This window comes from Actinomadura sp. B10D3 (assembly GCF_039871695.1).
Taxonomy (GTDB): Bacteria; Actinomycetota; Actinomycetes; order Streptosporangiales; family Streptosporangiaceae; genus Spirillospora; species Spirillospora madurae.
Map to the genome: position 1 here is coordinate 150,819 of NZ_JBDPLY010000017.1, position 20,924 is coordinate 171,742.

General features: G+C 71.8%; 20 protein-coding genes and 1 tRNA gene. 14 read left to right on the plus strand and 7 right to left on the minus strand.

From position 1 onward, the window contains the following. Window positions 1-222 precede the first annotated feature (222 nt). Window positions 223-771 carry a C40 family peptidase gene (locus tag ABGB11_RS24935; RefSeq protein ID WP_347636422.1) on the plus strand — a complete coding sequence of 183 codons (549 nt, stop codon included), beginning with the start codon at window positions 223-225 and terminating at the stop codon, window positions 769-771. A gap of 71 nt (window positions 772-842) precedes the next feature. Here ABGB11_RS24935 and ABGB11_RS24940 read toward each other — a convergent pair whose 3' ends face one another. Further along, window positions 843-1,916 carry an alkene reductase gene (locus ABGB11_RS24940; RefSeq protein WP_347636423.1) on the minus strand — a complete coding sequence of 358 codons (1,074 nt, stop codon included), beginning with the start codon at window positions 1,914-1,916 and terminating at the stop codon, window positions 843-845. Window positions 1,917-2,018: 102 nt separating this feature from the next. Between ABGB11_RS24940 and ABGB11_RS24945 the strand changes: the two genes are divergently transcribed. Beyond that, window positions 2,019-4,613, plus strand: coding sequence for an AAA family ATPase (locus ABGB11_RS24945; RefSeq protein WP_347636425.1), 2,595 nt, complete (start codon window positions 2,019-2,021; stop codon window positions 4,611-4,613). Then, a complete protein-coding gene (locus ABGB11_RS24950) occupies window positions 4,610-5,455 on the plus strand; it encodes an ADP-ribosylglycohydrolase family protein (protein ID WP_347636426.1) in 846 nt (281 codons plus the stop codon). The genes ABGB11_RS24945 and ABGB11_RS24950 overlap by 4 nt, the downstream gene beginning before the upstream one ends. On the opposite strand, the gene ABGB11_RS24955 is transcribed toward ABGB11_RS24950, so the two are convergent. Together ABGB11_RS24955 and ABGB11_RS24960 are read right to left on the minus strand one after the other, a co-directional pair. After that, entirely contained in the window at window positions 5,450-6,139 is a 690-nt protein-coding gene (locus tag ABGB11_RS24955; RefSeq protein ID WP_347636427.1) for a dienelactone hydrolase family protein, read from the minus strand. The two genes, ABGB11_RS24950 and ABGB11_RS24955, sit on opposite strands and share 6 nt — an antisense overlap. A gap of 1 nt (window position 6,140) precedes the next feature. After that, window positions 6,141-6,539, minus strand: a complete 399-nt coding sequence (locus ABGB11_RS24960) for a PaaI family thioesterase (RefSeq protein ID WP_347636429.1) — start codon at window positions 6,537-6,539, stop codon at window positions 6,141-6,143. Between the two features lie 24 nt (window positions 6,540-6,563). Between ABGB11_RS24960 and ABGB11_RS24965 the strand changes: the two genes are divergently transcribed. Together ABGB11_RS24965 and ABGB11_RS24970 are read left to right on the plus strand one after the other, a co-directional pair. Further along, window positions 6,564-7,850: a cytochrome P450 gene (locus tag ABGB11_RS24965; RefSeq protein ID WP_347636430.1), complete on the plus strand. Its 1,287-nt coding sequence runs from the start codon at window positions 6,564-6,566 to the stop codon at window positions 7,848-7,850. Between the two features lie 43 nt (window positions 7,851-7,893). Further along, window positions 7,894-7,969 (plus strand) — tRNA-Lys (locus tag ABGB11_RS24970). 688 nt (window positions 7,970-8,657) lie between these two features. On the opposite strand, the gene ABGB11_RS24975 is transcribed toward ABGB11_RS24970, so the two are convergent. After that, complete coding sequence (locus ABGB11_RS24975; RefSeq protein WP_347636431.1) at window positions 8,658-9,038, minus strand: metalloregulator ArsR/SmtB family transcription factor; 381 nt, start codon at window positions 9,036-9,038, stop codon at window positions 8,658-8,660. Window positions 9,039-9,105: 67 nt separating this feature from the next. On the opposite strand from ABGB11_RS24975, the gene ABGB11_RS24980 reads away from it, so the two are divergent. Further along, entirely contained in the window at window positions 9,106-10,197 is a 1,092-nt protein-coding gene (locus ABGB11_RS24980) for an NAD(P)/FAD-dependent oxidoreductase (protein ID WP_347636433.1), read from the plus strand. Window positions 10,198-10,485: 288 nt separating this feature from the next. Here the strand turns inward: ABGB11_RS24980 and ABGB11_RS24985 are convergent, their stop codons facing one another. Next, window positions 10,486-10,851: a metalloregulator ArsR/SmtB family transcription factor gene (locus ABGB11_RS24985; RefSeq protein WP_347636435.1), complete on the minus strand. Its 366-nt coding sequence runs from the start codon at window positions 10,849-10,851 to the stop codon at window positions 10,486-10,488. A gap of 300 nt (window positions 10,852-11,151) precedes the next feature. On the opposite strand from ABGB11_RS24985, the gene ABGB11_RS24990 reads away from it, so the two are divergent. The 7 genes from ABGB11_RS24990 (at window position 11,152) to ABGB11_RS25020 (ending at window position 17,675) form a co-directional block, all read left to right on the plus strand. Next, window positions 11,152-12,825 (plus strand): FAD-dependent oxidoreductase, encoded by a 1,674-nt coding sequence (locus tag ABGB11_RS24990; protein WP_347636436.1) that lies wholly within the window; start codon window positions 11,152-11,154, stop codon window positions 12,823-12,825. A gap of 3 nt (window positions 12,826-12,828) precedes the next feature. Continuing rightward, on the plus strand, window positions 12,829-14,184 hold the full coding sequence (locus ABGB11_RS24995; RefSeq protein WP_347636438.1) for an MFS transporter: 1,356 nt from the start codon (window positions 12,829-12,831) through the stop codon (window positions 14,182-14,184). A gap of 57 nt (window positions 14,185-14,241) precedes the next feature. Further along, on the plus strand, window positions 14,242-15,060 hold the full coding sequence (locus ABGB11_RS25000) for a hypothetical protein (protein WP_347636439.1): 819 nt from the start codon (window positions 14,242-14,244) through the stop codon (window positions 15,058-15,060). 138 nt (window positions 15,061-15,198) lie between these two features. Beyond that, window positions 15,199-15,486, plus strand: coding sequence for a metalloregulator ArsR/SmtB family transcription factor (locus ABGB11_RS25005; RefSeq protein WP_347636440.1), 288 nt, complete (start codon window positions 15,199-15,201; stop codon window positions 15,484-15,486). 71 nt (window positions 15,487-15,557) lie between these two features. After that, window positions 15,558-16,616 carry an ACR3 family arsenite efflux transporter gene (gene arsB, locus ABGB11_RS25010; protein ID WP_347636461.1) on the plus strand — a complete coding sequence of 353 codons (1,059 nt, stop codon included), beginning with the start codon at window positions 15,558-15,560 and terminating at the stop codon, window positions 16,614-16,616. After that, window positions 16,613-17,281 (plus strand): arsenate reductase ArsC, encoded by a 669-nt coding sequence (locus ABGB11_RS25015; protein ID WP_347636442.1) that lies wholly within the window; start codon window positions 16,613-16,615, stop codon window positions 17,279-17,281. Before arsB ends, ABGB11_RS25015 begins: the two co-directional genes overlap by 4 nt. Continuing rightward, the gene (locus tag ABGB11_RS25020; RefSeq protein ID WP_347636443.1) at window positions 17,274-17,675 is read left to right on the plus strand and encodes an arsenate reductase ArsC; all 402 of its coding nucleotides are present in this window, start codon (window positions 17,274-17,276) and stop codon (window positions 17,673-17,675) included. The genes ABGB11_RS25015 and ABGB11_RS25020 overlap by 8 nt, the downstream gene beginning before the upstream one ends. A gap of 178 nt (window positions 17,676-17,853) precedes the next feature. Here the strand turns inward: ABGB11_RS25020 and ABGB11_RS25025 are convergent, their stop codons facing one another. Further along, window positions 17,854-18,204, minus strand: a complete 351-nt coding sequence (locus ABGB11_RS25025; protein ID WP_347636444.1) for a metalloregulator ArsR/SmtB family transcription factor — start codon at window positions 18,202-18,204, stop codon at window positions 17,854-17,856. 818 nt (window positions 18,205-19,022) lie between these two features. Here ABGB11_RS25025 and ABGB11_RS25030 point away from each other — a divergent pair. Then, entirely contained in the window at window positions 19,023-19,517 is a 495-nt protein-coding gene (locus tag ABGB11_RS25030) for an ArsI/CadI family heavy metal resistance metalloenzyme (RefSeq protein WP_347636446.1), read from the plus strand. 169 nt (window positions 19,518-19,686) lie between these two features. Here the strand turns inward: ABGB11_RS25030 and ABGB11_RS25035 are convergent, their stop codons facing one another. Then, window positions 19,687-20,910 (minus strand): TetR family transcriptional regulator, encoded by a 1,224-nt coding sequence (locus ABGB11_RS25035; RefSeq protein ID WP_347636462.1) that lies wholly within the window; start codon window positions 20,908-20,910, stop codon window positions 19,687-19,689. Between the last annotated feature and the right edge of the window lie 14 nt (window positions 20,911-20,924).

The window sequence follows — 20,924 nt, forward strand, 5'->3', positions numbered from 1 at the left end:
GGCGGGCGCGGACCCCGAGGTCGTCCCATCCAGGGACCCCGCCCGAGAGCCGTCCGCCGGAAGCCGAATCCGTGCAGCCATGAGGCACGGAACCGGAAGCGGCCGCCCTTTTCGTAAACGGCCGCGACATCCCGATCCCATGATCAATACCGGTGGGTGACGGCTGCCCGGTAGGCATCGACCGCGAAGTCTGGAGTCATTCTGCATACCCCCCGAACGACGTTGAAGACCGGATTCACCGTGGGCGGCCTCGTGCTCACCACGACCACCGCGCTCGGCGCCTCCGTCCTCGCGGTGGGCCCGGCGCAGGCCGCGGTCCCGCAGCGGGCGACGCTCGCCGCGGCACCGGCCGCGCAGGCCGCCACGGCGAAGGCCGCGGCGAAGCAGTCCCGGGCCGCGAAGCAGCGCAAGCGCGCCGCCTACGCCGTCAAGTACGCGGCGAAGCAGATCGGCGACCCGTACCGCTACGGCGGCACCGGCCCCGGCTCGTGGGACTGCTCGGGACTGGCCGGCGGCGCCTGGCGCAAGGCCGGGGTGAAGCTGCCCCGCACCACGCAGCAGATCTACCGCGCGGTCAAGAAGAAGGTCTCCTGGAAGGGCGCCGTCAAGGGCGACCTGCTGTTCTTCTACGGCGGCAGGACCCACATGGGCATCTACGCCGGGCACGGGTACATGATCCACGCGCCGAGCTCCGGCCAGCGGGTCAAGAAGATCAAGCTGACCAAGTACTACAAGCGCAACTTCAGCGGCGGCGTCCGCCCGGGTCTCTGACCCGGCGACGCCGCGAGGCCCCGGCACCGGCTCCCCTTGGCCGGTACCGGGGCCTCCCCTGCCGGGCACGGTCACGCCAGCACCGGGTAGTCGGTGTAGCCGCGGTGGTCGCCGCCGTAGAACGTCCTCCGGTCCGCCTCGTTGTAGGGGCCGCCGGCCTTGATGCGGGCGGGCAGGTCCGGGTTGGCGAGCCACATCTCGGCGAACGCGACCGCGTCGGCCGCCCCGTCCCGCAGCGCCTCGACGCCGTACTCGGGCTTCGCGGGGAACGACCCCGGCGTCGGATGCGGGTTGAGGATCAGCGTCCCCGGCCACGCGGCGCGCAGCCGGAGGGTCGTGTCCCGGTCGCCCAGCTCCATGATGTGCAGGTACGCGAGGCCCAGCGGAGCGAGCGCGGCGAGCAGCGCCGCGTACAGCTCCGGCGTGTCGCTCTCGCTGACGCCGTTCGCGGTGCCGCCGGGCGACACGCGCAAGCCCACGCGGTCGGGCCCGATCGCCTCCGACACCGCCCGCGCGACGTCGACGGCGAAGCGGACGCGGTTCTCGACCGTCCCGCCGTAGACGTCGGTCCGCGTGTTGCTGCCGTCGGTCAGGAACTGCTGGATCAGGTAGCCGTTCGCGCCGTGCAGCTCGACCCCGTCGAACCCGGCCTCGATCGCGTTGCGCGCGGACGCGACGAACTCCTCGATCGCCTGCGCGATGTCGTCCACCGTCATCTCGCGCGGGACGGGGTGGTCGAGCAGCCCGTCCGGGGTGAACAGCTTCTCGCCGGACGCGAGGGGCGACGGCCCGAGCGGCGCGCCTCCGTCCGGGTACAGGACGGGGTGCCCGACGCGGCCAGCGTGCATCAGCTGGGCGAAGATCCGCCCGCCCTCGGCGTGGACGGCATCCGTCACCGCCCGCCACGCCGTCACATGGCCGTCCTCGTGCAGGCCCGGCGTGCGGATGTAGCCCTGGCCCCGGACGCTCGGCTGGGTGCCCTCGGTGATGATCAGCCCGGCGGCGGCACGCTGCCGGTAGTACTCGACGGTCAACCCCGTCACCGCGCCGTCCTCGGTGGCCCGGCTGCGGGTCATCGGGGCCATCACCAGACGGTTGGGCAGCTCCAGCTTGCCGGTCGACAGCGGCTCGAACAGCTCCTGCATGAAGTCCTCCTCATGGCGTTATCGCTGGCCATGAAGCTACGAACGACCTCTTAGGGGGCGAATCCGTAAAGCTTCGGTATTCGGCCCCGTAGTTTTGGAGGCGTGCTCTACGGGCGGAACGACGAACAGGCGCGGATCTCCTCGCTGATCGACGAGGCGCGCGACCACCGCCGCAGCGGCGTCCTCGTGCTGCGCGGAGAGGCGGGGATCGGCAAGTCGGCGCTGCTCGCGCAGGCCGCGGACCGGGTGCCCCGCGCGCTGCGGATCACCGGGATCGAGGCGGAGTCCGAGATCGCGTTCGCGGGCCTCAACCAGCTGCTGTGGCCCGTCCGCGACCGGCTGGACGCCCTGCCGCCCCCGCAGGCCGCCGCGCTGCGGTCCGCGCTCGGCGAGGCGTCCCCCGGCCACGACCGCTTCACGACCGGCCTCGCCGTCCTCACGCTGCTCGCCGACCTCGCCGACGCGGACGGCCCCGTCGTCGCCGTGGTGGACGACGCGCAGTGGCTGGACACCGCGACCGCGGACGCGCTGCTGTTCGCGGCCCGGCGGCTGGCGGCCGAGGGCGTGGTGATGCTGTTCGCCGCGCGGGACGACGCGTTCACCGCGACCGGCCTGCCGGAGCTGCGCCTCGGCAGGCTGCCGCGTCCCGACGCCGAACGGCTCCTCACCGCGCGCGGCCTGGCACCGATCGTCCGCGACCGGATCCTCCGCGAGGCGGCCGGGAACCCCCTCGCGCTGCACGAGTTCGCCGCCGCCGACACCCGACGGCGGGACGACGCGCGGCCGCTGCCCGTCACCGACCGCGTCCTCGGCGCGTTCCAGGCGCAGATCGCCCTGCTCCCCGAGGCCACCCGGCTGATGCTGCTGATCGCGGCCGCCGAGGGGCGGGGCCACATGCCGAGCCTGCTCGCCGCTGCGGGCGCCTTCGGGGTCGGCCTCGCCGACCTGGAGGCGGCCGAACGCGCCCGCATGGTGGAGGTCGCCGGGCGCACCATCGCCTTCCGGCACCCGCTGATCAGGGCGGCCGCGTACCAGGGGGCCGTCGCGGCGCAGCGCCTCGCCGTCCACCGGGCCCTCGCCGACGTCGCCGACGACGTGGACTGCCGCGTCCGGCACCGCGCCTCCGCCGCCCTGGGGCCCGACGAGGACGTCGCCGCAGAGCTGGAGGCGGCGGCCTGCCGCGCCCGCGACCGCACGGGGTACGGGACGGCCGCCGCCCTGTACCGGCAGGCCGCCGACCTGACCCCGGACCCGCGGGTGCGGGCCGCGCGGCTCGGCGCCGCCGCCGACCTCGTCCTGCGGGCGGGGCGGCTCGACGATGCCGAGGAGCTCGCCGTCCAGGCGGACCGGCTCGGCCCCGCGCCCGCCGACCGCCCCCGGCTCGGCCGCGTCCACGCCGCCGTCGAGTACGAGCGCGGCGACCCGCGCGCCGCGGCCCGCGGGATGGTCGCCGGCGCCGCCGGGGACGACCGCGCCGGGATGCTGCGGACCGGCGCCATGTACGGGTGGGCGTCCGGCGAGCTGCCCGCCGTGCTCCGGGCGGCCGAGCTGCTGCCGGACGACCCGGCCGTGCGCGGCCTGGCGCTGCTGGCCCGCGGCGACCACGCGGGCGGCGCTCCGCTGCTCGCCGGGCCGGTCGCCGAGGCGCTGGCCGGCACCGGCGACCGCGTCCGCGGCGCGCAGCTCGCGCTGATCGCCGGGGACGACGCCGCCGCGCTGGACCTCGCCGCCGCCGAGGTCGCGGACGCCCGCCGGCACGGCCGGATCGGCGAGCTGCCGAACATCCTGCAGATCCAGGCGCAGACGCAGATCGCCGCCGGGCTGCACGCGGACGCCGAGGCCACCGTCGCCGAGGCCATCGCGCTCGCCCGCGACACGGGCCGCCCGCACCGCGAGGGCCGGCTGCGCGCCGTCCTGGCCCGGGTCGCCGCGATCGAGGGCGACGAGGCGCGGCTGCGCGAGCTGGTCGCGCACGCCCCGCCCTCGGCGGGCGGCTCCGCCGACGGCGCGCTCGCGCTGCTCGACCTCGGCCTCGGCCGGCACGACGACGCGCTGCGCCGCCTCGAAGAGATCTCCCGCGGGCCTCACCGGCACGGCGGCCTCCTCTCCGCCGCCGACCAGGTCGAGGCCGCCGTGCGCGCGGGGGCCGTGGACGTCGCCCGCGAGGCCCTCTCGCGGTTCCGCGCCTGGGCGGAGGCGGTGAAGCAGCCGTGGGCGCTCGCCGTGTCACTGCACTGCGAAGCCCTGCTCTCCGACAGCGAGGAACCGTTCGTGGAGGCCGTCCAGTTGCACGAACAGTCGTCCCGGCCGTTCGAGAGGGCGCGCACGGAACTCCTCTACGGCGAGTTCCTGCGCCGGTCCCGCCGCCGCGCGGACGCCCGCGGCCCGCTCCGGTCCGCCGTGTCGATCTTCGAACGCCTCCGCGCGGCCCCCTGGCTGGACCGGGCACGCGCCGAACTCCGCGCGACCGGCGAGTCGGGGACGTCCGTCCCCACCGCGCCGGACCTCATCGACCGCCTCACCCCGCAGGAGCTCCAGGTCGTCCGGCTGGCGGCCTCGGGGACGAGCAGCCGCGAGATCGCCGCCCAGCTGTTCCTGAGCCCGCGGACCGTCGAGTACCACCTCTACAAGGCGTATCCGAAGCTCGGCATCTCGTCCCGCAGGGAACTCTCCCGCCTCTCCCTGGAGCCCGTGTGAAGGACCGCGCGTACGCCTCGCTTCAAGCCCTCGCCGTCGGGGACGCCCTCGGCTCCCAGTTCTTCGTCCCGGCCAACCGCGCCGCGTTCGAGACGCGGACCCTCCCCCCGGGCTCCTGGCAGTGGACGGACGACACGGAGATGGCCGCGTCCGTCTACCTCGTCCTGACCCGCCACGGCGCCATCGACCAGGACGCCCTGATCGCGAGCTTCGCCGAACGGCACGACTTCGACCGCGGCTACGGGCCGTCCACCGGGCGGCTCCTGCGGCTCGTCCGCGAAGGCGGCGACTGGCGGACCCTCGCCCGCGAACCGTTCGACGGCGCGGGCTCATGGGGGAACGGCGCCGCGATGCGGGTCGCTCCCCTCGGCGCGTGGTTCGCGGACGACCCCGCCGAAGCGGCCCGCCAGGCCGCCCTCTCGGCCGAGGTGACGCACCCGCACCCCGAGGCGGTGGCCGGGGCGATCGCCGTGGCCGTCGCCGCCGCCCTCGCACCCACCGGACCGCCGCCCGGCAAGTTCATCGACGAGATCCTCCGGCTCGTCCCGCCCGGGACGGTCCGCAAGGGCATCGTCGAGGCCCGGCGCCTGCTGACGATCAGTGAACCGTCCACCGCGTCCGCCGTCCTCGGCAACGGCCGGCACGTCGCCGCGCACGACACCGTGCCGTTCAGCCTCTGGGCCGCGGCACGGCACCTCGGCGACTACAAGGCCGCCTTCTGGACGACCGCGGCGGCCGGCGGGGATGTCGACACCACCTGCGCCATCGTCGGCGGCATCCTCGGCTCCTCCCCCGCCGACTGGCTGGAGCACTGCGAGCCGCTGCCGTCCTGGGCGCTATGACAGCGTCCGCCGGAGAAACTCCTCTGTAAGCCTCCAGGCGCGCGCCGCCGGCTCCGGCTGGTAGAACATCGGCGCCTTCCGGTTGTGGAACGCGTGCCCGCCGTCCTCCTGGACGTGGATCTCCATGCCGTCCCGTCCTTCGACGGCCCGCTCCACCTTGGCGACGTCCTCCCTGGGGATATAGGGGTCGGCACCGCCGAAGTGGAACTGCACCGGCGCCTGCACGGCGTCCAGGTGCTCCAGCATCCCCGGCACACCCGACCCGTAGAACGACACCAGGGAGTCGACCTCCGCCCTTGCGGCGAGCAGGTACCCGAGCGTCCCGCCGAAGCAGAACCCGAGGACACCGACCTTGCCCACCTCCGGCATGCCCCTCAGCACCCCCAGCGCCGCCGCCGCGTCCTCCACGCCCTTCTCCCAGTCGAACTGGGAGACCATCGACATGCCCTTGGGCAGGGCCTCCTCGTTGTGCTCGGTGGTCCAGTTCGGCTCGATCCGCCAGAACATGTCGGGCGCGCCCACGACATACCCGAGCGCCACCAGATCCTCCGCGACCGCTTCCATGTAGTCGCCCACACCGAAGATCTCCTGGACGAGCAACACGCCCGGTCCGCCGCCCTCGGGCGCCCACACCCGCAGGTCGAACTCGCCGTCCGGCACCACGACTTTCTCGACTCGACTCATGTCAGCCGATGATGGCGTAAACCGCGCTCGCGTGCGCCACGGTCTTCCCATCCGCCGTCAAGTCGATCTCCGCGAACGCCAGCGTCCGGCCGAGCTTCGTCAGCTCCACCTCGACCCGCACGTCCCGCCCGGCCACCGGCCGCTGGAACGACGTGCTCAGCTGGACGGTCGTCATCGGCACGAACGCCCCCTTCGCACCCGACACCGCCAGCACGACCGCCGTGTCGGCCGCCGCCATCAGCGCCTGCCCCGACAAGGCGCCGCCCTCCCGCGCCAGCCGGTCCGACCAGGGCAGCCGCAGCACCGCGGTCCCGTCCCCCACCTCCTCCGGCACCAGGCCCAGGTCCAGCACCCAGGGCGCGAAGTTGTCACGGAGGATCTCCTCAGGCTTCAACGTCACCCCGACATGATGCACGCTGTGGACATGCACGAGGAGATCTTCCTGCCCGCCACCTATGCCGCCGGCGTCCCCTACGACACGTTCCGGGAGCTCCGCGCCGAAACGCCCGTCACCTGGGTCCCCGAACCCGCCGTCGGCCCCTGGCCCGCCGGCCCCGGCTACTGGGCGGTCTTCCGGCACGCCGACGTGAAGCACGTCCTGCGCTCCCCGGACCTCTTCTCCTCCAACCTCGGCGCCACCCAGATCCGCGACCCCGACACGCCCGAGGATCTCGCCTTCGTCCGCGCGATGATGCTCAACCAGGACCCGCCGGACCACTCCCGCCTGCGCCGCATCGTCGCCGCCGCCTTCACCCCCCGCGCCGTCCGCGCCCTGGAAGAAACGATCAACGACCGCGCCCGCGGCCTCATCGCCTCGGCCCTGGGCGAGGACACCGACTTCGTGGACCTCGCCGCGGACCTCCCCGTCTGGACGCTCGCCCACATCATGGGCGTCCCCGAGTCCGACCGGCGCCTCCTCTACGACTGGGCGTCCCGCGTCATCGGCTACCAGGACGACGAGTACGCCGGCCTCTCCACCGCCGACGCCGCCGCCATGACCCCCATGGCCCAGGAGGCCATGAAGTACCGCCCCACCACGTGGGCCCACCCGGACGGCCGCCCCGTCAACCCGCGCTCCTACACCGCTCTCGCCGACATGTTCGCCTACGCCCACGCGCTCGCCGCCGAGAAGCGGCTGCGCCCGTCCGGCGACATCATGTCCCGCATGCTGGAGGGCGGCCTCACCACCCACGAGTTCGAGAACATGTTCTTCCTCTTCGCCGTCGCGGGCAACGAGACCCTCCGCAACGGCATCCCGGGCGGCCTCCTCACCCTCCTCGACCACCCCGCCGAACTCTCCCGCCTCCAGGCCGACCCGTCTCTCCTCCCGTCCGCCGTCGAGGAGATGCTGCGCTACTGGCCCCCGGTCATGGACTTCCGCCGCACCGCGACGAAGCCCGCCACCCTCTCCGGCCAGGAGATCGCCGCCGGCGACAAGGTCGTCGTCTACCACGCCTCCGCCAACCGCGACGAGACCGTCTTCCCCTCCCCCGACCGCTTCGACATCACCCGAACCCCCAACGACCACGTCAGCTTCGGCTTCGGCCCCCACTTCTGCCTCGGCGCCCACCTGGCCCGCACCCAGATGCGCGCCATCTTCCGCGAACTCCTCCCCCACACCGTCACCCTCACCGGCACCCCCGTCCGCCTGGCCTCCAACTTCCAGAACGGCCTGAAGCACCTCCCCGTCCACCTCACCCCCGCCCGCTAACCCCGTCGCAAACCCCCCGCCGATCTCGGTACGCTTGCGGGACGGGTCGCTAGCTCAATTGGCAGAGCTCCGGACTTTTAATCCGTAGGTTGTGGGTTCGAGTCCCACGCGACCCACCACCCCTGGCCAGGGCAAACAAAGAAGATGCCCGGTATGCCCGGCGCCGGTTCCGTCCCGGTTCGTTCCCATGTTTGCTCGATGTTTGCTCGGCGGCTCGATCCGGGCTCCGCACAGGTCCCATCCGGCCTGCTGGGCCCCGCCCCGCACCCACACGTGTTGTTGCTGGTCACGGCCCAGACGACCGGCTCCGGCGCAAGGAATGAACCCGCCTGATCGCCGCGTACTTCTCCACCATGCTCATCTGTGCCATCGGTGCCCCCAGACCAGTCCGAAGCACAACGAGCGTCCATCACAAGAACCCGGCTGGCACCAAGCTCGCTGGACCGTCACCACCCGGCCACACCGTGGCCCCTAGGGTCACTCGCAAGTGGTACCGAAACTCCTGACCTACGGCGGTTTCACAGATCCACCTCGGACGAGGCGCGGCCGCGCGATCATCCGGCCGCGCGCCGGCACCGCCGCCGCCCGACCTGTCACCGCGCGTCCGGACCGAAACCCGCCCGGCCACCCGGCGGCGTGCACCACGCCGTGACCTGCACAGAGCCCTCCACTCCGGACCTGGGGACGCATTCGGGAGAAGACCGCCTGGTGCGGCGACGGGCCGTCGAACCGCCGTGAGCGATCACGGCAGTGCGCCCCGGTTCGACCCAACTCAACGGGCCGAACCGGCCGGGTTCCACTCCGCGATCAGCAGCAATGCTGGAGATAGGCCTGCAGGTTGGACAGGGCGGAGGCGACGGTCTCCTTATCGGCCCGGTACAGGACGACCTTGCCTTCCTTGCGGGAGGTGAGGATGCCGCCCCTTTTCAGCTCAGCAAGTTGCTCGGAGGCCCGGGGCTGGGCGATTCCGGCGAGCTGGGACACCTGGTTCACCGACAGCTCCGCGCCCCGGGCGAACAGCAGCATGATGCGCTGCCGGGTTGGGCTGGCCAGCGCCTTGAGGAAGTCGTGCACGGCAGGGCTGAACTCGACCGGCTCTTCCTGTGCTTCGGGCGCTGTTGAGCCGGACGTCGCGCAGGCAGACACACCGGTGTCCGGAACGGCGGGCACGGTCGAGGTATGCGGCATCGGTCCTCCCCCTCAGACGACATTCAACCACATAACTCTGCTTTGACATATCTCGAATCATGTATATATGTTCCTGGGCATGACCACACCAAACGATCCAGTCGTCATCGTCGGAGCCGGGCAGTCCGGCCTGGCCGCAGCGCGCGCCGTGCGTGATGCGGGTATGCGGCCCCTCGTCCTGGAGGCCGGCGATCGCCCCTCAGGTTCCTGGCCGGGCTACTACGACAGCCTCACGTTGTTCTCTCCCGCCCGCTACAGCGCGATGCCCGGCTTCCCCTTCCCCGGCGATCCCGACCGCTATCCGACGCGCGACGAGGTCGCCGACTACCTGGAGAGCTACGCCGCCCACCTCGACGTTGAGATCCGCACCGGGACACGGGTCAGCGATGTCGAATCCCGTGGCCGGGGGTTCGTCGTCCGGACCGCCGACGGTCAGGCCATCCCCGCCGCTGGGATCGTTGCCGCCAGTGGTTCCTTCGGCAAGCCGTACCAGCCCGTCCTGCCGGGCCAGGAGGACTACACCGGAGAGACCCTGCACGTCGCGCAGTACCGTGACCCCAAGCGATACGCCGGCCAGAGAGTCGTCGTCGTTGGAGGCGGCAACTCGGGCGTCCAGGTGGCCTACGAACTGGCCGAGGTCGCCTCGGTGACCATCGCGACCCTGCAGCCGATCTCCTTCATGCACCAGCGGATCGGCGGCCAAGACCTGCACCACTGGCTGGAGACCAGCGGCTTCGACCTGCTGTCCGGCCCATGGCTCGGGCACCTCGTGCCCGGCCCTCTCGTGCTCGACACCGGTGACTACAACAACGCCCTGGAGTCAGGCCGGTTCGACCGGCAGCCGATGTTCACCGCATTCGACGGCGACGGGGTGGTCTGGCCGGATGGGGGGCGGGAGAAAGTCGACGTGGCCCTGTTCGCCACCGGATACCGGCCCGATCTCGGCTACCTGCGCTCATTGGGAGCTCTGGACGACGCAGGGTTGCCCGCGCACGTCCATGGGATCTCCACCACCCACGTCGGGCTGGTCTACCTGGGGCTGGAGTTCCAGCGCTCGTTCTCCTCCAATACCGTGCGCGGAGTCAGCCGCGACGCCGACTACGTCGTCGGTCAGCTTGCCGCCTACATCCGCGATGCGGCCGGCGCCATCGGACTCTGATCAAAGTGTGTGCTCTGTCGACCGTCCTGCTGCTGGCCATCAGGTACCGGCCCGGCGTCGACTATCTCGCCGGCCTGGGAGCGCTGGCGCGCAGCCGCTGCAGCGCGGCGGTGTGTCCCCCATCCCCCAGGGGCGGGATTTGTGGGTTCGGAGTGGCAGCGTTCGTTCGCTCCGGCGACCCCGCGCGATGTCGGCGCCGACGCCCGCCACATCTTCACCCGGCTCGCTCGGCGGCACACGAGGTAACTCGGGCGGCCGTCGGCCGCGCCAGGCCGGGAGGCCGGCTTGCTAGGCGGGGGCGAGGGCGGGCAGGGCGAACAGGCCGGACAGCCGGGTGAGCCGTTCGGGGACGACGCGGTAGTAGACCCAGGTCCCGCGCCGCTCGCCGTCGATCAGCCCGGCTTGGCGGAGCACCTTCAGGTGGTGGGAGATGGTGGGGGCGGTCAGCTCGAAGGAGCCGGTCAGGTCGCACACGCACGCCTCGCCGTCCTTCGCGGAGGCGATCATGTTCAGCAACCGCAGCCGGACCGGGTCCGACAGCGCCTTGAACACCCCGGCCAGCTCGGCGGCCTCCTCCTCATCCAGAGCGGGCCCGCTCAGCGGCGCGCAGCACGCCGGGTCGGTGACGTCTTCCAACTCCAGCGACTTAGACATGACTCTAACTTGACATCCATCTATGCAGGGATGCAAACAGATGCCTGCTTCGAAGGATGTCTAAACAGGGGGGTGTGATGAAGCCGCCGCTCGCCCGGCACAGCAGCGACCGGCACAGCACCGCCCAGCACAGCACCGCACGCTCCGGCGGCGCCTAAACCTCCGCGACGACCGCGGGGAGGTCTGCACCAGCGCGTGCCGTGCGGCCGCCCACCGCGCCAGTCTCTGACCTAAACCGCACCGTCCATTCCACAAGACCGCCCAAGCAAGCCCACCCACGCAACGCAGCGAGGAGACATCATGAGCGAGAACGACCAGTCCCAGGAGCCCGCCGAGCGGGCGCCCGAATCGGCGGCTGCGGGCAACTGCTGCGGAGTCAGCAGCTGCTGCACCGACACCGAGCAGTCCCTGGACCCGGCGGTCACCGTGATCGAGACCACGACCAGCGCCGAGTGCGGCTGCGTCGATGACACCGACTCCGGCGACCTGCCGGTGGTGGTCATCGGGGCGGGGCCGGTCGGGCTGGCCGCTGCCGCTCATCTGGCGGAACGCGGCCTGGACTTCGTGGTCCTGGAGGCCGGCGAGGCCGCCGGGGCGGCGATCTCCGAATGGGGACACGTCCGGCTGTTCTCGCCATGGCGGTACGACACCGACGCCGCCGCACGCCGCCTTCTGGAGCCGACCGGGTGGACCCTGCCCGATCCGGAGGCGCTGCCGACCGGCGCCGAACTGGTCCGCGACTATCTGGCCCCGCTGGCCAGGGTGCCCGCACTGGCCGGGCGGATCCGGACCGGAACCCGCGTGATCGCCGTCGCCCGGCGCGGCGTCGACGTGACCCGCACCGTCGGCCGCGACCAGCAGCCGCTGCTGGTCCGCACCGTCGGCCCGGACGGCGCCGTCACCGACCTGACCGCCCGCGCCGTCATCGACGCCTCGGGCACCTGGGGCCGCAGCAACCCGCTCGGCCACTCCGGCCTGACCGCCCCTGGCGAGGACCAGGCCGCCCCTTACCTGACCGGACCGCTGCCGGACGTGCTGGGCCGCGACCGCGACCGCTTCGCCGGCAAGCACGCCCTGGTCGTCGGCATGGGCCATTCCGCCGCCAACACCCTGCTCACCCTCGCCGAACTCGCCAAGACCGCGCCGGGCACCCGCATCACCTGGGCCGTCCGATCGGCGTCGGTCGCCCGTTTGTACGGCGGTGGCGACGCCGATGGTCTCCCGGCGCGCGGCGCGCTGGGCACCCGTCTCAAGGCCGCCGTGGAAGGTGGGGAGATCGAGTTGGTGCGGTCCTTCACGATCACCGGTTTCGCCGCACCCGCCGACGGCCCTGCTACCGGGCCCGTTGAGGTCACCGGCACCACCCCGGACGGGGAGCGCGTCATCGAGGCCGATGCCGTGGTGGCGGCCACCGGGTTCCGGCCCGACCTGGACATGCTCCGCGAGGTCCGGGTGGAACTCGACCCGGCCACCGAGGCACCGGTCCGGCTCGCGCCGATGATCGACCCCAACTTCCATTCCTGCGGCACCGTCCCCCCGCACGGCGAACGCGAGCTGACCCACCCCGAGACCGGCTTCTACCTGGTAGGGATGAAGAGCTACGGCCGCGCCCCGACCTTCCTGATGGCCACCGGCTACGAGCAGGTCCGCTCCGTGGTCGCCGCCCTGGCCGGAGACCGAGCCGCGGCCGACGCCGTCGAACTCGACCTTCCCGAAACCGGCGTCTGCTCCACCAGCCTGATCACCGAGGACCAAGTGCCCGGAGCCGCCGGCGACGGCTGCGGCACCTCCTGCGGCACCGAACCCGCCGAGACACCGGCCACGGTCACCGCAGCCGAAGCCGGAGGCGGCTCGTGCTGCGGCGGATCGGCGCCCGAGCCGATCACCATCGGCATCGGTACCCCCGTCGGGCTGGGCTTTGCGACCGGAAGCGTTCACGGCCACTCCGGCGACGCCGAACGAGGCGACAACTAGCCGGTGAGCCGCGAATCCTCCGTCCCGGTGCCGGCGGCGACCCACCACGCCTCCGGCACCGGCGCCGGCACCGATGCGACCTCCCGCGTGCCGCTGCTCGCGCTGTGCGTCACCGAGATCACCAGCTGGGGCGTGCTCTACTACGCCTTCCCGGTCCTGGCCCCGGGGATCAGCCGCGACACCGGCTGGTCCACCAGCGCCATCACCGCGGCGTTCTCCGCCGCGCTGATCCTGGCCGCGCTCGGCGGCATCCCGCTCGGCCGCGCGCTGGACCGGCACGGCCCCCGGCTGCTGATGACCGGCGGCTCAGTGCTGGGCGTCCTTGCCGTCATCGGTCTGGCGGCCGCGCCGAACCTGGGCTGGTTCGTGGCCGCGTGGCTGCTGGCCGGGACCGCGATGACCGCCGTGCTCTACCAACCCGCGTTCGTCGCCCTCACCCGCTACTACGCCCCCCACCATCTGGGTGCCTTGACCACCCTCACGCTCGTCGCGGGCCTGGCCAGCACCGTCTTCGCACCCCTCACCAGCGCCCTGGCCACCCAGATGTCCTGGCGGGCCGTCTACCTGGTCCTGGCCGCGGTCCTGGCCGCGGTGACCATCCCCCTGCACTACTTCGCGCTGCGCCGCCCGTGGCCGCCGCCCATCGAGCACGGCACCGCCTCCGCGGGCGATCCCGATGGCGATGGCGATGTCGGCCGCGACCACGGCAGCGACCAGGGGAGCGCCGCGGTGCACACGGTGGTGCGCAGTTCGCCGTTCCTGCTGCTGACCACGGCGCTGACGTTGTCGGCATTCTCGATGTTCGCCGTGCTGACCAACCTCATTCCACTGCTCACCGCGCGCGGCGCCTCCAGCGGCATCGCCGCCTGGGCACTCGGCCTCGGCGGCGTCGGGCAGGTCGCCGGTCGGCTGGGCTACCGCGCCCTGGTCCGGCGCAGCAGCGTCCGGACCCGCACCGTGTGCATCCTGGCCGGCTCCGCCGTCACCACCTTCGTGCTGGCCGCGGTACCCGGCCCCCTTCCGCTGCTCATCGCCATCTCCGTGCTGGCCGGCACCACGCGCGGCATCGCCACCCTGCTGCAAGCCACCGCCGTCTCCGACCGGTGGGGCACCGCCGACTACGGCTCCCTGTCGGGCGTCATGACCGCGCCCGTCACCATCGCCATCGCCATCGCCCCCGCCGCCGGCGCCGCCCTGGCCGCCGGCCTCGGCGGCTACCCCGCCCTGTTCATCGCGCTTGCCGCCACCGCAGCGCTGGCCGCGTTGGCAGCCACCGGCAGCATCCCCCGCCGCTCTGTCGCCATCCCCGCAACCAGCCCCAGCGCCGACCCGGCGCTCGCCGAGCAGCCGCCCGGGTAGAGCGGTCGGGGAAATTACACAGCCGCTCTACTAGGGCCGGGCGTACCGTCGGCGGGCATGAGCGAGGAGCAGGAGTTCCTGCACAAGTTGGCGCGCCTGGTCGACCGCGAGCACCAGCGCCACCAGGCGCTGCAAGCCCGGCCGCAGGCCTGGGAGATCCAGCCCGGCAGCCCGCTGGCCGGCGACGAGGCCAAGTCGCACCCGCACGACGTCGGCCACGGCGCCTGGCACGCGCTGACCGTCGCGCAAGACCACCTGCTGTGCCTGCACTCGGTGCTGCACTCCTCACCGCAAGGCGTCGACCGGCTGATGATCCACACCCACTCCCAGTTCACGCTGCTGCGCGCCGGGATGGAGAACGCTGCGCGAGCGGTGTGGCTGCAGCCGGCGGACCGGGCCGGCCGCGTCACCCGTCGGCTGGCGATGCAGCGCAACGAGATCCGCGCCGCCCACCGGATCCGCGATCTGCTGAGCAATCCCGGCCCGACGACCAGGCAGCAGGCCCTCACCGACCTGTACGCCCTGCTCGCCACCGCGCTCGGCGTCGCCCCCGCCGTGGCCGAACGCACCCTGAACAAGACCCCGGCCTGCTACAAGGACATGGTCCGCGACGCCGCACCGTCAGCTGGATACTCCGCCGACACCGCCGAGCTGATCTGGAGCGCTTGCAGCGCCCTGGCGCACGGCGACACCCACTGCACCCTTAGCGTGCTGGACAAGCAGGTCACCGCCGCCCAGTCGGCCAAGGGCAACCGCATCGCACTGGCGCGCGTCACCGGGTCGGTGAGCGGCCTGTACTGGTGCACCCTGGCGGCGACGTCGATGCTCAGCGCGGGCTACCAGCTGTACGCCGAGCGCGCCAAGGCGCCCTTCTAGCCGCCCGTTCTCACCGTCCGCCCTAGCGCGCCGCCCCCCACGCGCGGAGGGTCTGGGTTCCGCCGACCTCGTCGTATGCGCAGGCCGACACCGCTGCTAACGTATCATTCTATGGTGATGTCAGTAGAGAGTGATGTGTTGAGGGTGCTCGCGGACCCGCTCCGTGCGCAGATCGTGTCGCTGCTGGCGGGCGAGGCGCTGTGCACCTGCCACCTGGTCGAGGAGACGGGGGGCAAGCAGACCAATATCTCCAACCACCTGCGGGCGCTGCGCGAGGCCGGGCTGGTCGATACCGAGCCGTGCGGCCGGTTCACCTACTACCGGCTGCGCCCCGAGGCGCTGGACGCCCTCGCGGCCGACTTCGCCGGACTCGCCGACACCGCCCGCGCGGCCCAGGCCGCCGGACGCAAGAGGCCCTGCACGTGACCACCACCGAACCGGCCCGTGAACCGACCCCCGATTCCGGCCTCGCGCGCTCCGGTGGCGCCGAGGCGAACCTGATCGGCAAGCTGTCCACCCTTGACCGGTTCCTACCGGTGTGGATCATCGCGGCGATGGCGGTCGGGCTCGGGCTCGGCCGCGCCGTCCCTGGCCTGGACGAAGCACTGTCGAAGGTGGAGGCGGGCGGGATCTCGCTGCCGATCGCGCTCGGCCTGCTGGTCATGATGTATCCGGTACTGGCGAAGGTCCGCTACGACCGGCTCGACACCGTCACCGGCGACCGCCGTCTCGTGGTCTCCTCACTGGTGCTCAACTGGCTGGTCGGCCCCGCAGTGATGTTCGCGCTCGCCTGGATCTTCCTGCCTGACCTGCCCGCCTACCGCACCGGCCTGATCATCGTCGGACTGGCCCGCTGCATCGCCATGGTCATCATCTGGAACGACCTGGCCTGCGGCGACCGCGAAGCCGCCGCGGTGCTGGTCGCGCTGAACTCGGTGTTCCAGGTCGTCGCGTTCGGCGTGCTCGGCTGGTTCTACCTGCAACTCCTGCCGGGCTGGCTCGGTCTGGACACCGGCCACCTGCACATCTCCACCGGCAAGATCGTGATCAACGTGCTGGTGTTCCTCGGCGTTCCGCTGCTGGCCGGCTACCTCACCCGGCGCTTGGGGGAGATTGCCCGCGGCCGCGAATGGTACGAGTCGCGTTTCCTCCCGCGTATCGGGCCCGCCGCGCTGTACGGGCTGCTGTTCACCATCGTGATCCTGTTCGCCCTTCAGGGGAAGACGATCACCTCCCAGCCCGCCGACGTCGCCCGGATCGCCCTGCCGCTGCTGGCCTACTTCGCGGTGATGTGGGGCGGAGCATTCGCCCTGGGACGAGGCGTCCGGCTGCCTTACCCTCGCACCGCAACCCTGGCGTTCACCGCCGCCGGCAACAACTTCGAGCTGGCCATCGCCGTGGCGATCGGCACCTTCGGCGTCACCTCCGGCCAAGCGCTGTCCGGTGTCGTCGGACCGCTGATCGAGGTCCCGGTCCTGGTCGCCCTGGTCTACGTCTCGCTGTGGCTGCGCCGCCGCTACACCTCCGCGACGCCCGAGGCGCAGAACCAGACATGAGCGAGCCGGACATGAGCGTCCCCGCCGACCGGGCCGTCTTCGACCGCATCGCGGTCCGGCTGGCCGCCCGCTTCCACGGACTGGTCTCCACCGACACCGTCCGCCGCCTGGTCATCGACTCCTACCGTCAGCTGCACGACGCATCCCGCGTCGACCGCCACTTGGTGGTCCTGGCCGAACGGTTCGCCGCCGAACGGCTCACCGCGCTCGCCCAAGCGAGCGGCCGGCTCGCCAAGCCGGTCCCCGAGGTGCTGTTCGTCTGCGACGCCAACGCCGGACGCTCCCAGATGGCCGCCGCCCTCGCCACCGTACGCGGCCGCGGCGCCCTGCACGCACGCTCGGCCGGCACCACGCCCGCCGCCGAGCTGGAACTGGCCGTCGTCGAGGTCATGGCCGAGATCGGCGTCGATGTGTCCGCCGAGTACCCCAAACCGCTGACCGACGAGATGGTCGCGGCCGCCGACCTGGTCGTCACCCTCGGCTGCGGCGGCGCCTGCCCGATCCTGCCCGGCGTGGGGTATCTGGACTGGGCCGTGCCCGACCCCGCCCACCAGCCCCTGACCGAGCTCCGCCGCATACGTGACGAGCTCGACCTGCTCGTCACCGACCTGCTCGCCACCCTCGACCCGTCCACACCGCACCCACGACGGAGCCTTGATGCCTGACAAGCCCAGCGTGCTGTTCGTCTGCGTCCACAACGCCGGACGTTCCCAGATGGCCGCCGCCTACCTCACCCACCTCGCCGGCGACCGGGTCGAAGTCCGCTCCGCCGGATCGCAGCCCGCCGACCAGGTCAACCCGGCCGTCGTCGCGGCCATGGCCGAAGAGGGCATCGACGTCTCCGCCGAGATCCCCAAAGTCCTCACCGTCGACGCCGTGAAGGCCTCCGACGTCGTCATCACCATGGGCTGCGGCGACACCTGCCCGGTCTTCCCCGGCAAGCGCTACCTGGACTGGCAGCTCGACGACCCGGCCGGCCAAGGCGTCGACGCCGTCCGCCCCATCCGCGACCAGATCCGAGCCCGCATCGAAAAACTCGCCGCCGAACTGACCACCTAAGCCCGCACCGGCACCTCCCCCGCACCTATCGCCGATGGGCCGGCACACGGTGCGGGGGTGTCGCCGCAGGTGCCGCCGTCTTGTGGGGTCCCGCCGGCCAGGGCGAGCCGAGCCAGGCCGGAGTACCGCGCGACGATGGCCTCAGGGGTGGAACGGCCACCGGTGCCGGAGTCGGGCATCAGGTGTCCCCTTCGGGTGGGCAGGTCGGCGCGGCCGGTGCGGGGAGTCCCATGATCAGATCGGCGGCGGTGGGGAAGCACTGCACGCACGCCTGGTTGATCCGGTAGTAACGGGCGGTGCCGTGCTGGTCGACCAGGACGAACCGAACGTCTGACAGCACTTTGAGATGCGCTGAAACGGTCGACTGCCCGACGTGGACAGCCTCGACGATCTCTCCGACGTTCATCGGCCGTCCCTGCCGCGCAAGGAGGGACACGATCTGGATGCGGGTCGGGTCGGCGAGCGCCTTAAACCACGACGCGTACTCGGTGGCGGTCCGCCGGTCGAGCGGTCCTTTCTCTTCATTCATCGTCTATCGACGATAGACGATGAACGTCGGATGCGGAAGGGCGGTCGATGCCGGAGCCATCAGGAGTTCGGCGAGCAGGGCGCGAACGCGGGTGTCGCTCTCGTCGCGGACGGGGCGGGTCGGCGCGATGGCGCCAGGGTCACCCCGTCCCGCCTGCTGATTCTCGGACGGCTCCGCCACGGCCCCTGCGCCGTCACCGACCTGGCCGAAGTGGTGAGCATGGAGCGTTCGCACTCTCCCACCAGCCGCACCTCTCGCGCTTGCTGGGCCTGGTCGAGGGTGAACGCGCCGGGCAGCGCATCATCTACCGGCTGCACGGCAATCACGTCGCGATGCTGCTGGACGAGGCCGTGCACCACAGCGAACACCTGCGCATGGGCATCCCGCGCCCCACCCTCGCCCCCGGACGCCTGTGCCAACTCTGCTGGCTGATTACCGTCAGGCCTCCTCGCCCCCCTCCAGCGGCGACCTTCGCCTGGACGACAGAGAGCCGGCTGCGCGTTCTTGCCTGTGACGGTTCGAGGCGGTTGGTTCCGACAGCGGAACCACCCAGAAGCCGCGGACCATCCAGCGGGGACCATTCGCACACGGAGACCTCGTCGTCCTCGCGGCAGACCATGGAGCTTGGTGACCGGCGGACCCTTTAATTCGAGGCGCCTCTAATTTGACACCTATCTATGTTAGGGTCATGCTGGACTGATTAGACAGACATCGAATCAAACTGATGATGGGGCATCACCTCAGTGCCGCGCTCGCCGCCGGGTTCGGCACCCGCATCTGACCTGCCCTACGCCCGTTCCATCTCAAGGAGGAAGCTCATGTCCCGCGTCCAGCTCGCGCTCCGCGTCCCCGACCTGGAGACCTCGGTCGCCTTCTACACAAAGCTGTTCGGCACCGAGCCGGCCAAGCGCCGTCCCGGCTACGCCAACTTCGCCGTCGCCGAGCCCCCGCTCAAGCTCGTCCTGATCGAAGGCCAGAGCGAGGAGGCCACCCGCCTGGACCACCTGGGCGTGGAGGTAGAGGACTCGGGCCTGGTCACCGACGCGGCCGAGCGCCTGGCCGCCGCAGGACTGGCCACCCGCGAGGAGAACGACACCGCCTGCTGCTACGCCCTCCAGGACAAGGTCTGGGTCACCGGCCCCGGCAACGAGCCCTGGGAGGTCTACGTGGTCAAGGCCGACGCCGACACCCTCGCGAAGACCGAGTCCTCAGCGTGCTGCACTCCCCAGACGCCCTCCGCAACGGGCGCTGTCCCCGTCGCGGTCGGCACCGGAGCGCCCGAGAAGAGCACGACGGGCACCGCCTGCTGCTGACCCACCCCTACCGCGAGGCGCCGACGTCGAAAGTGTCGGCGCTTCGACGTTTTGCGGGGTCCCAGTGGCCCGGGGAACGGGTGCAGCGACGAACAGGGCTACTGGGCGGGCTTTATGAGCGACGTCGCGGGGGGCACGTCCCCGGCGAGTCGAGGTACCGGGCACCGGATCAGGGGGTGTTTGGCCGCGGTGATGTGAGGACGGCTTGGCCGAGGGCCGCGAGGTCATCGTTGAGGCGGGGGCGTCGGCGGAGATGGTCGATGCGGGCCAGGTCGTTGACGATGGCGAGGACGGCTTGGGTGATCACGCGGGCTTCGGGTTCGGTGAGGTCGGGGGTCTCGGTGGTGAGGAGCTGGACCCATTCGCCGACGTAGTCGTGTTGCAGGCGGCGGATGGTGTGGCGCTGGTCGTCGGGAAGGTGGACGACCTCGGTGATCAGGGCGCCGGTGAGGTGGCTGGAGGTCAGCGTCAGGTCGATGTAGGACCGGAGGAGGCTGCTGAGGGCCTGGCCGGGAGTGGATGCGGTGGCGAAGATCCGAGAGGCGTCCATGTGCAGGGCGTCGGCGGCGCGGGTGAGGGCCGCGACGAGGAGTTCGGATTTGGCGGTCACGTGGTTGTAGATGCCTGCGCCGCTGATGCCGGCGGCGGCACCGATGTCCTCCATGCTGACGGCCTGGTAGCCGCGTTGGCCGAACAGGCGCGCGGCGGCGTCGAGGACGGATTCCCTGCGGGACGCGCGGGACAGGCCGGCGGTCTCGACGCGGGGCAGGTCACTCGTCTCCTGGGTTTCGGGGAGGGGCGTGTAGATCACGGCGTTCCCGAGATTCTGAAGGAGGGCGTGAAAGCGTGCGCGGGGAAGTTGTGCGGTGTGGTGGGAGGGACTGGCGAAGACGGCGAACAGTGCCCAGGTCAGCAGGTCGGCGTCGGCCGTGGTGAGGCCGGGTCTGGCCGCCTGGATGAGCGGCCCGGTGTCTTCGGCGATGCTGCGGAAGCGGTGGCGTAGCCGGTCCCGGTCGGTGTCGGGCAGGTTTCGGGATTCGCGTTGCCAGAGGACGCCGAGATCGCGGCGGTCCAGGGTGAGGGTGGCCATGACGTCCAGGAGTGTGCCGATGTCTCCTGGCGCGGTGTCTCGGACGGCGGTCTCGAACACCGCGAGTCCGTCGTCGACGGTACGGGCAAGCAGCTCCTGTTTGTTGCGGAAGTGGCGGTAGAGGGCCCCGGCCGTGATGCCGACCGTTCCGGCGATCTGTTCCATCGTCACGGTGTGGTAGCCGTGCCGGTGGAACAGGTCGGCGGCGGCCGCCACGATCTGCGCCTTGCGGTCGCGGGGGCGGCTGTTGCGTACCGGGCGCGTGTTCGTCCGCGTCATGGCGGTCTTGTCCTCGGTCGGCATCACGTGGGGAATGT

Excerpts from the sequence above, each read along its gene's own strand:
- ABGB11_RS24980 (WP_347636433.1), top strand. The coding sequence starts at position 9,106 with ATGTTCCTGGGCATGACCACACCAAACGATCCAGTCGTCATCGTCGGA.
- ABGB11_RS24990 (WP_347636436.1), top strand. The coding sequence starts at position 11,152 with ATGAGCGAGAACGACCAGTCCCAGGAGCCCGCCGAGCGGGCGCCCGAA.
- ABGB11_RS24940 (WP_347636423.1), bottom strand. The coding sequence starts at position 1,916 with ATGCAGGAGCTGTTCGAGCCGCTGTCGACCGGCAAGCTGGAGCTGCCC.
- ABGB11_RS24955 (WP_347636427.1), bottom strand. The coding sequence starts at position 6,139 with ATGAGTCGAGTCGAGAAAGTCGTGGTGCCGGACGGCGAGTTCGACCTG.
- ABGB11_RS25030 (WP_347636446.1), top strand. The coding sequence starts at position 19,023 with ATGTCCCGCGTCCAGCTCGCGCTCCGCGTCCCCGACCTGGAGACCTCG.
- ABGB11_RS24985 (WP_347636435.1), bottom strand. The coding sequence starts at position 10,851 with ATGTCTAAGTCGCTGGAGTTGGAAGACGTCACCGACCCGGCGTGCTGC.
- ABGB11_RS25020 (WP_347636443.1), top strand. The coding sequence starts at position 17,274 with ATGCCTGACAAGCCCAGCGTGCTGTTCGTCTGCGTCCACAACGCCGGA.
- ABGB11_RS24975 (WP_347636431.1), bottom strand. The coding sequence starts at position 9,038 with ATGCCGCATACCTCGACCGTGCCCGCCGTTCCGGACACCGGTGTGTCT.
- ABGB11_RS25015 (WP_347636442.1), top strand. The coding sequence starts at position 16,613 with ATGAGCGAGCCGGACATGAGCGTCCCCGCCGACCGGGCCGTCTTCGAC.
- ABGB11_RS25025 (WP_347636444.1), bottom strand. The coding sequence starts at position 18,204 with ATGAATGAAGAGAAAGGACCGCTCGACCGGCGGACCGCCACCGAGTAC.
- ABGB11_RS24965 (WP_347636430.1), top strand. The coding sequence starts at position 6,564 with ATGCACGAGGAGATCTTCCTGCCCGCCACCTATGCCGCCGGCGTCCCC.
- ABGB11_RS25035 (WP_347636462.1), bottom strand. The coding sequence starts at position 20,910 with ATGCCGACCGAGGACAAGACCGCCATGACGCGGACGAACACGCGCCCG.
- ABGB11_RS25000 (WP_347636439.1), top strand. The coding sequence starts at position 14,242 with ATGAGCGAGGAGCAGGAGTTCCTGCACAAGTTGGCGCGCCTGGTCGAC.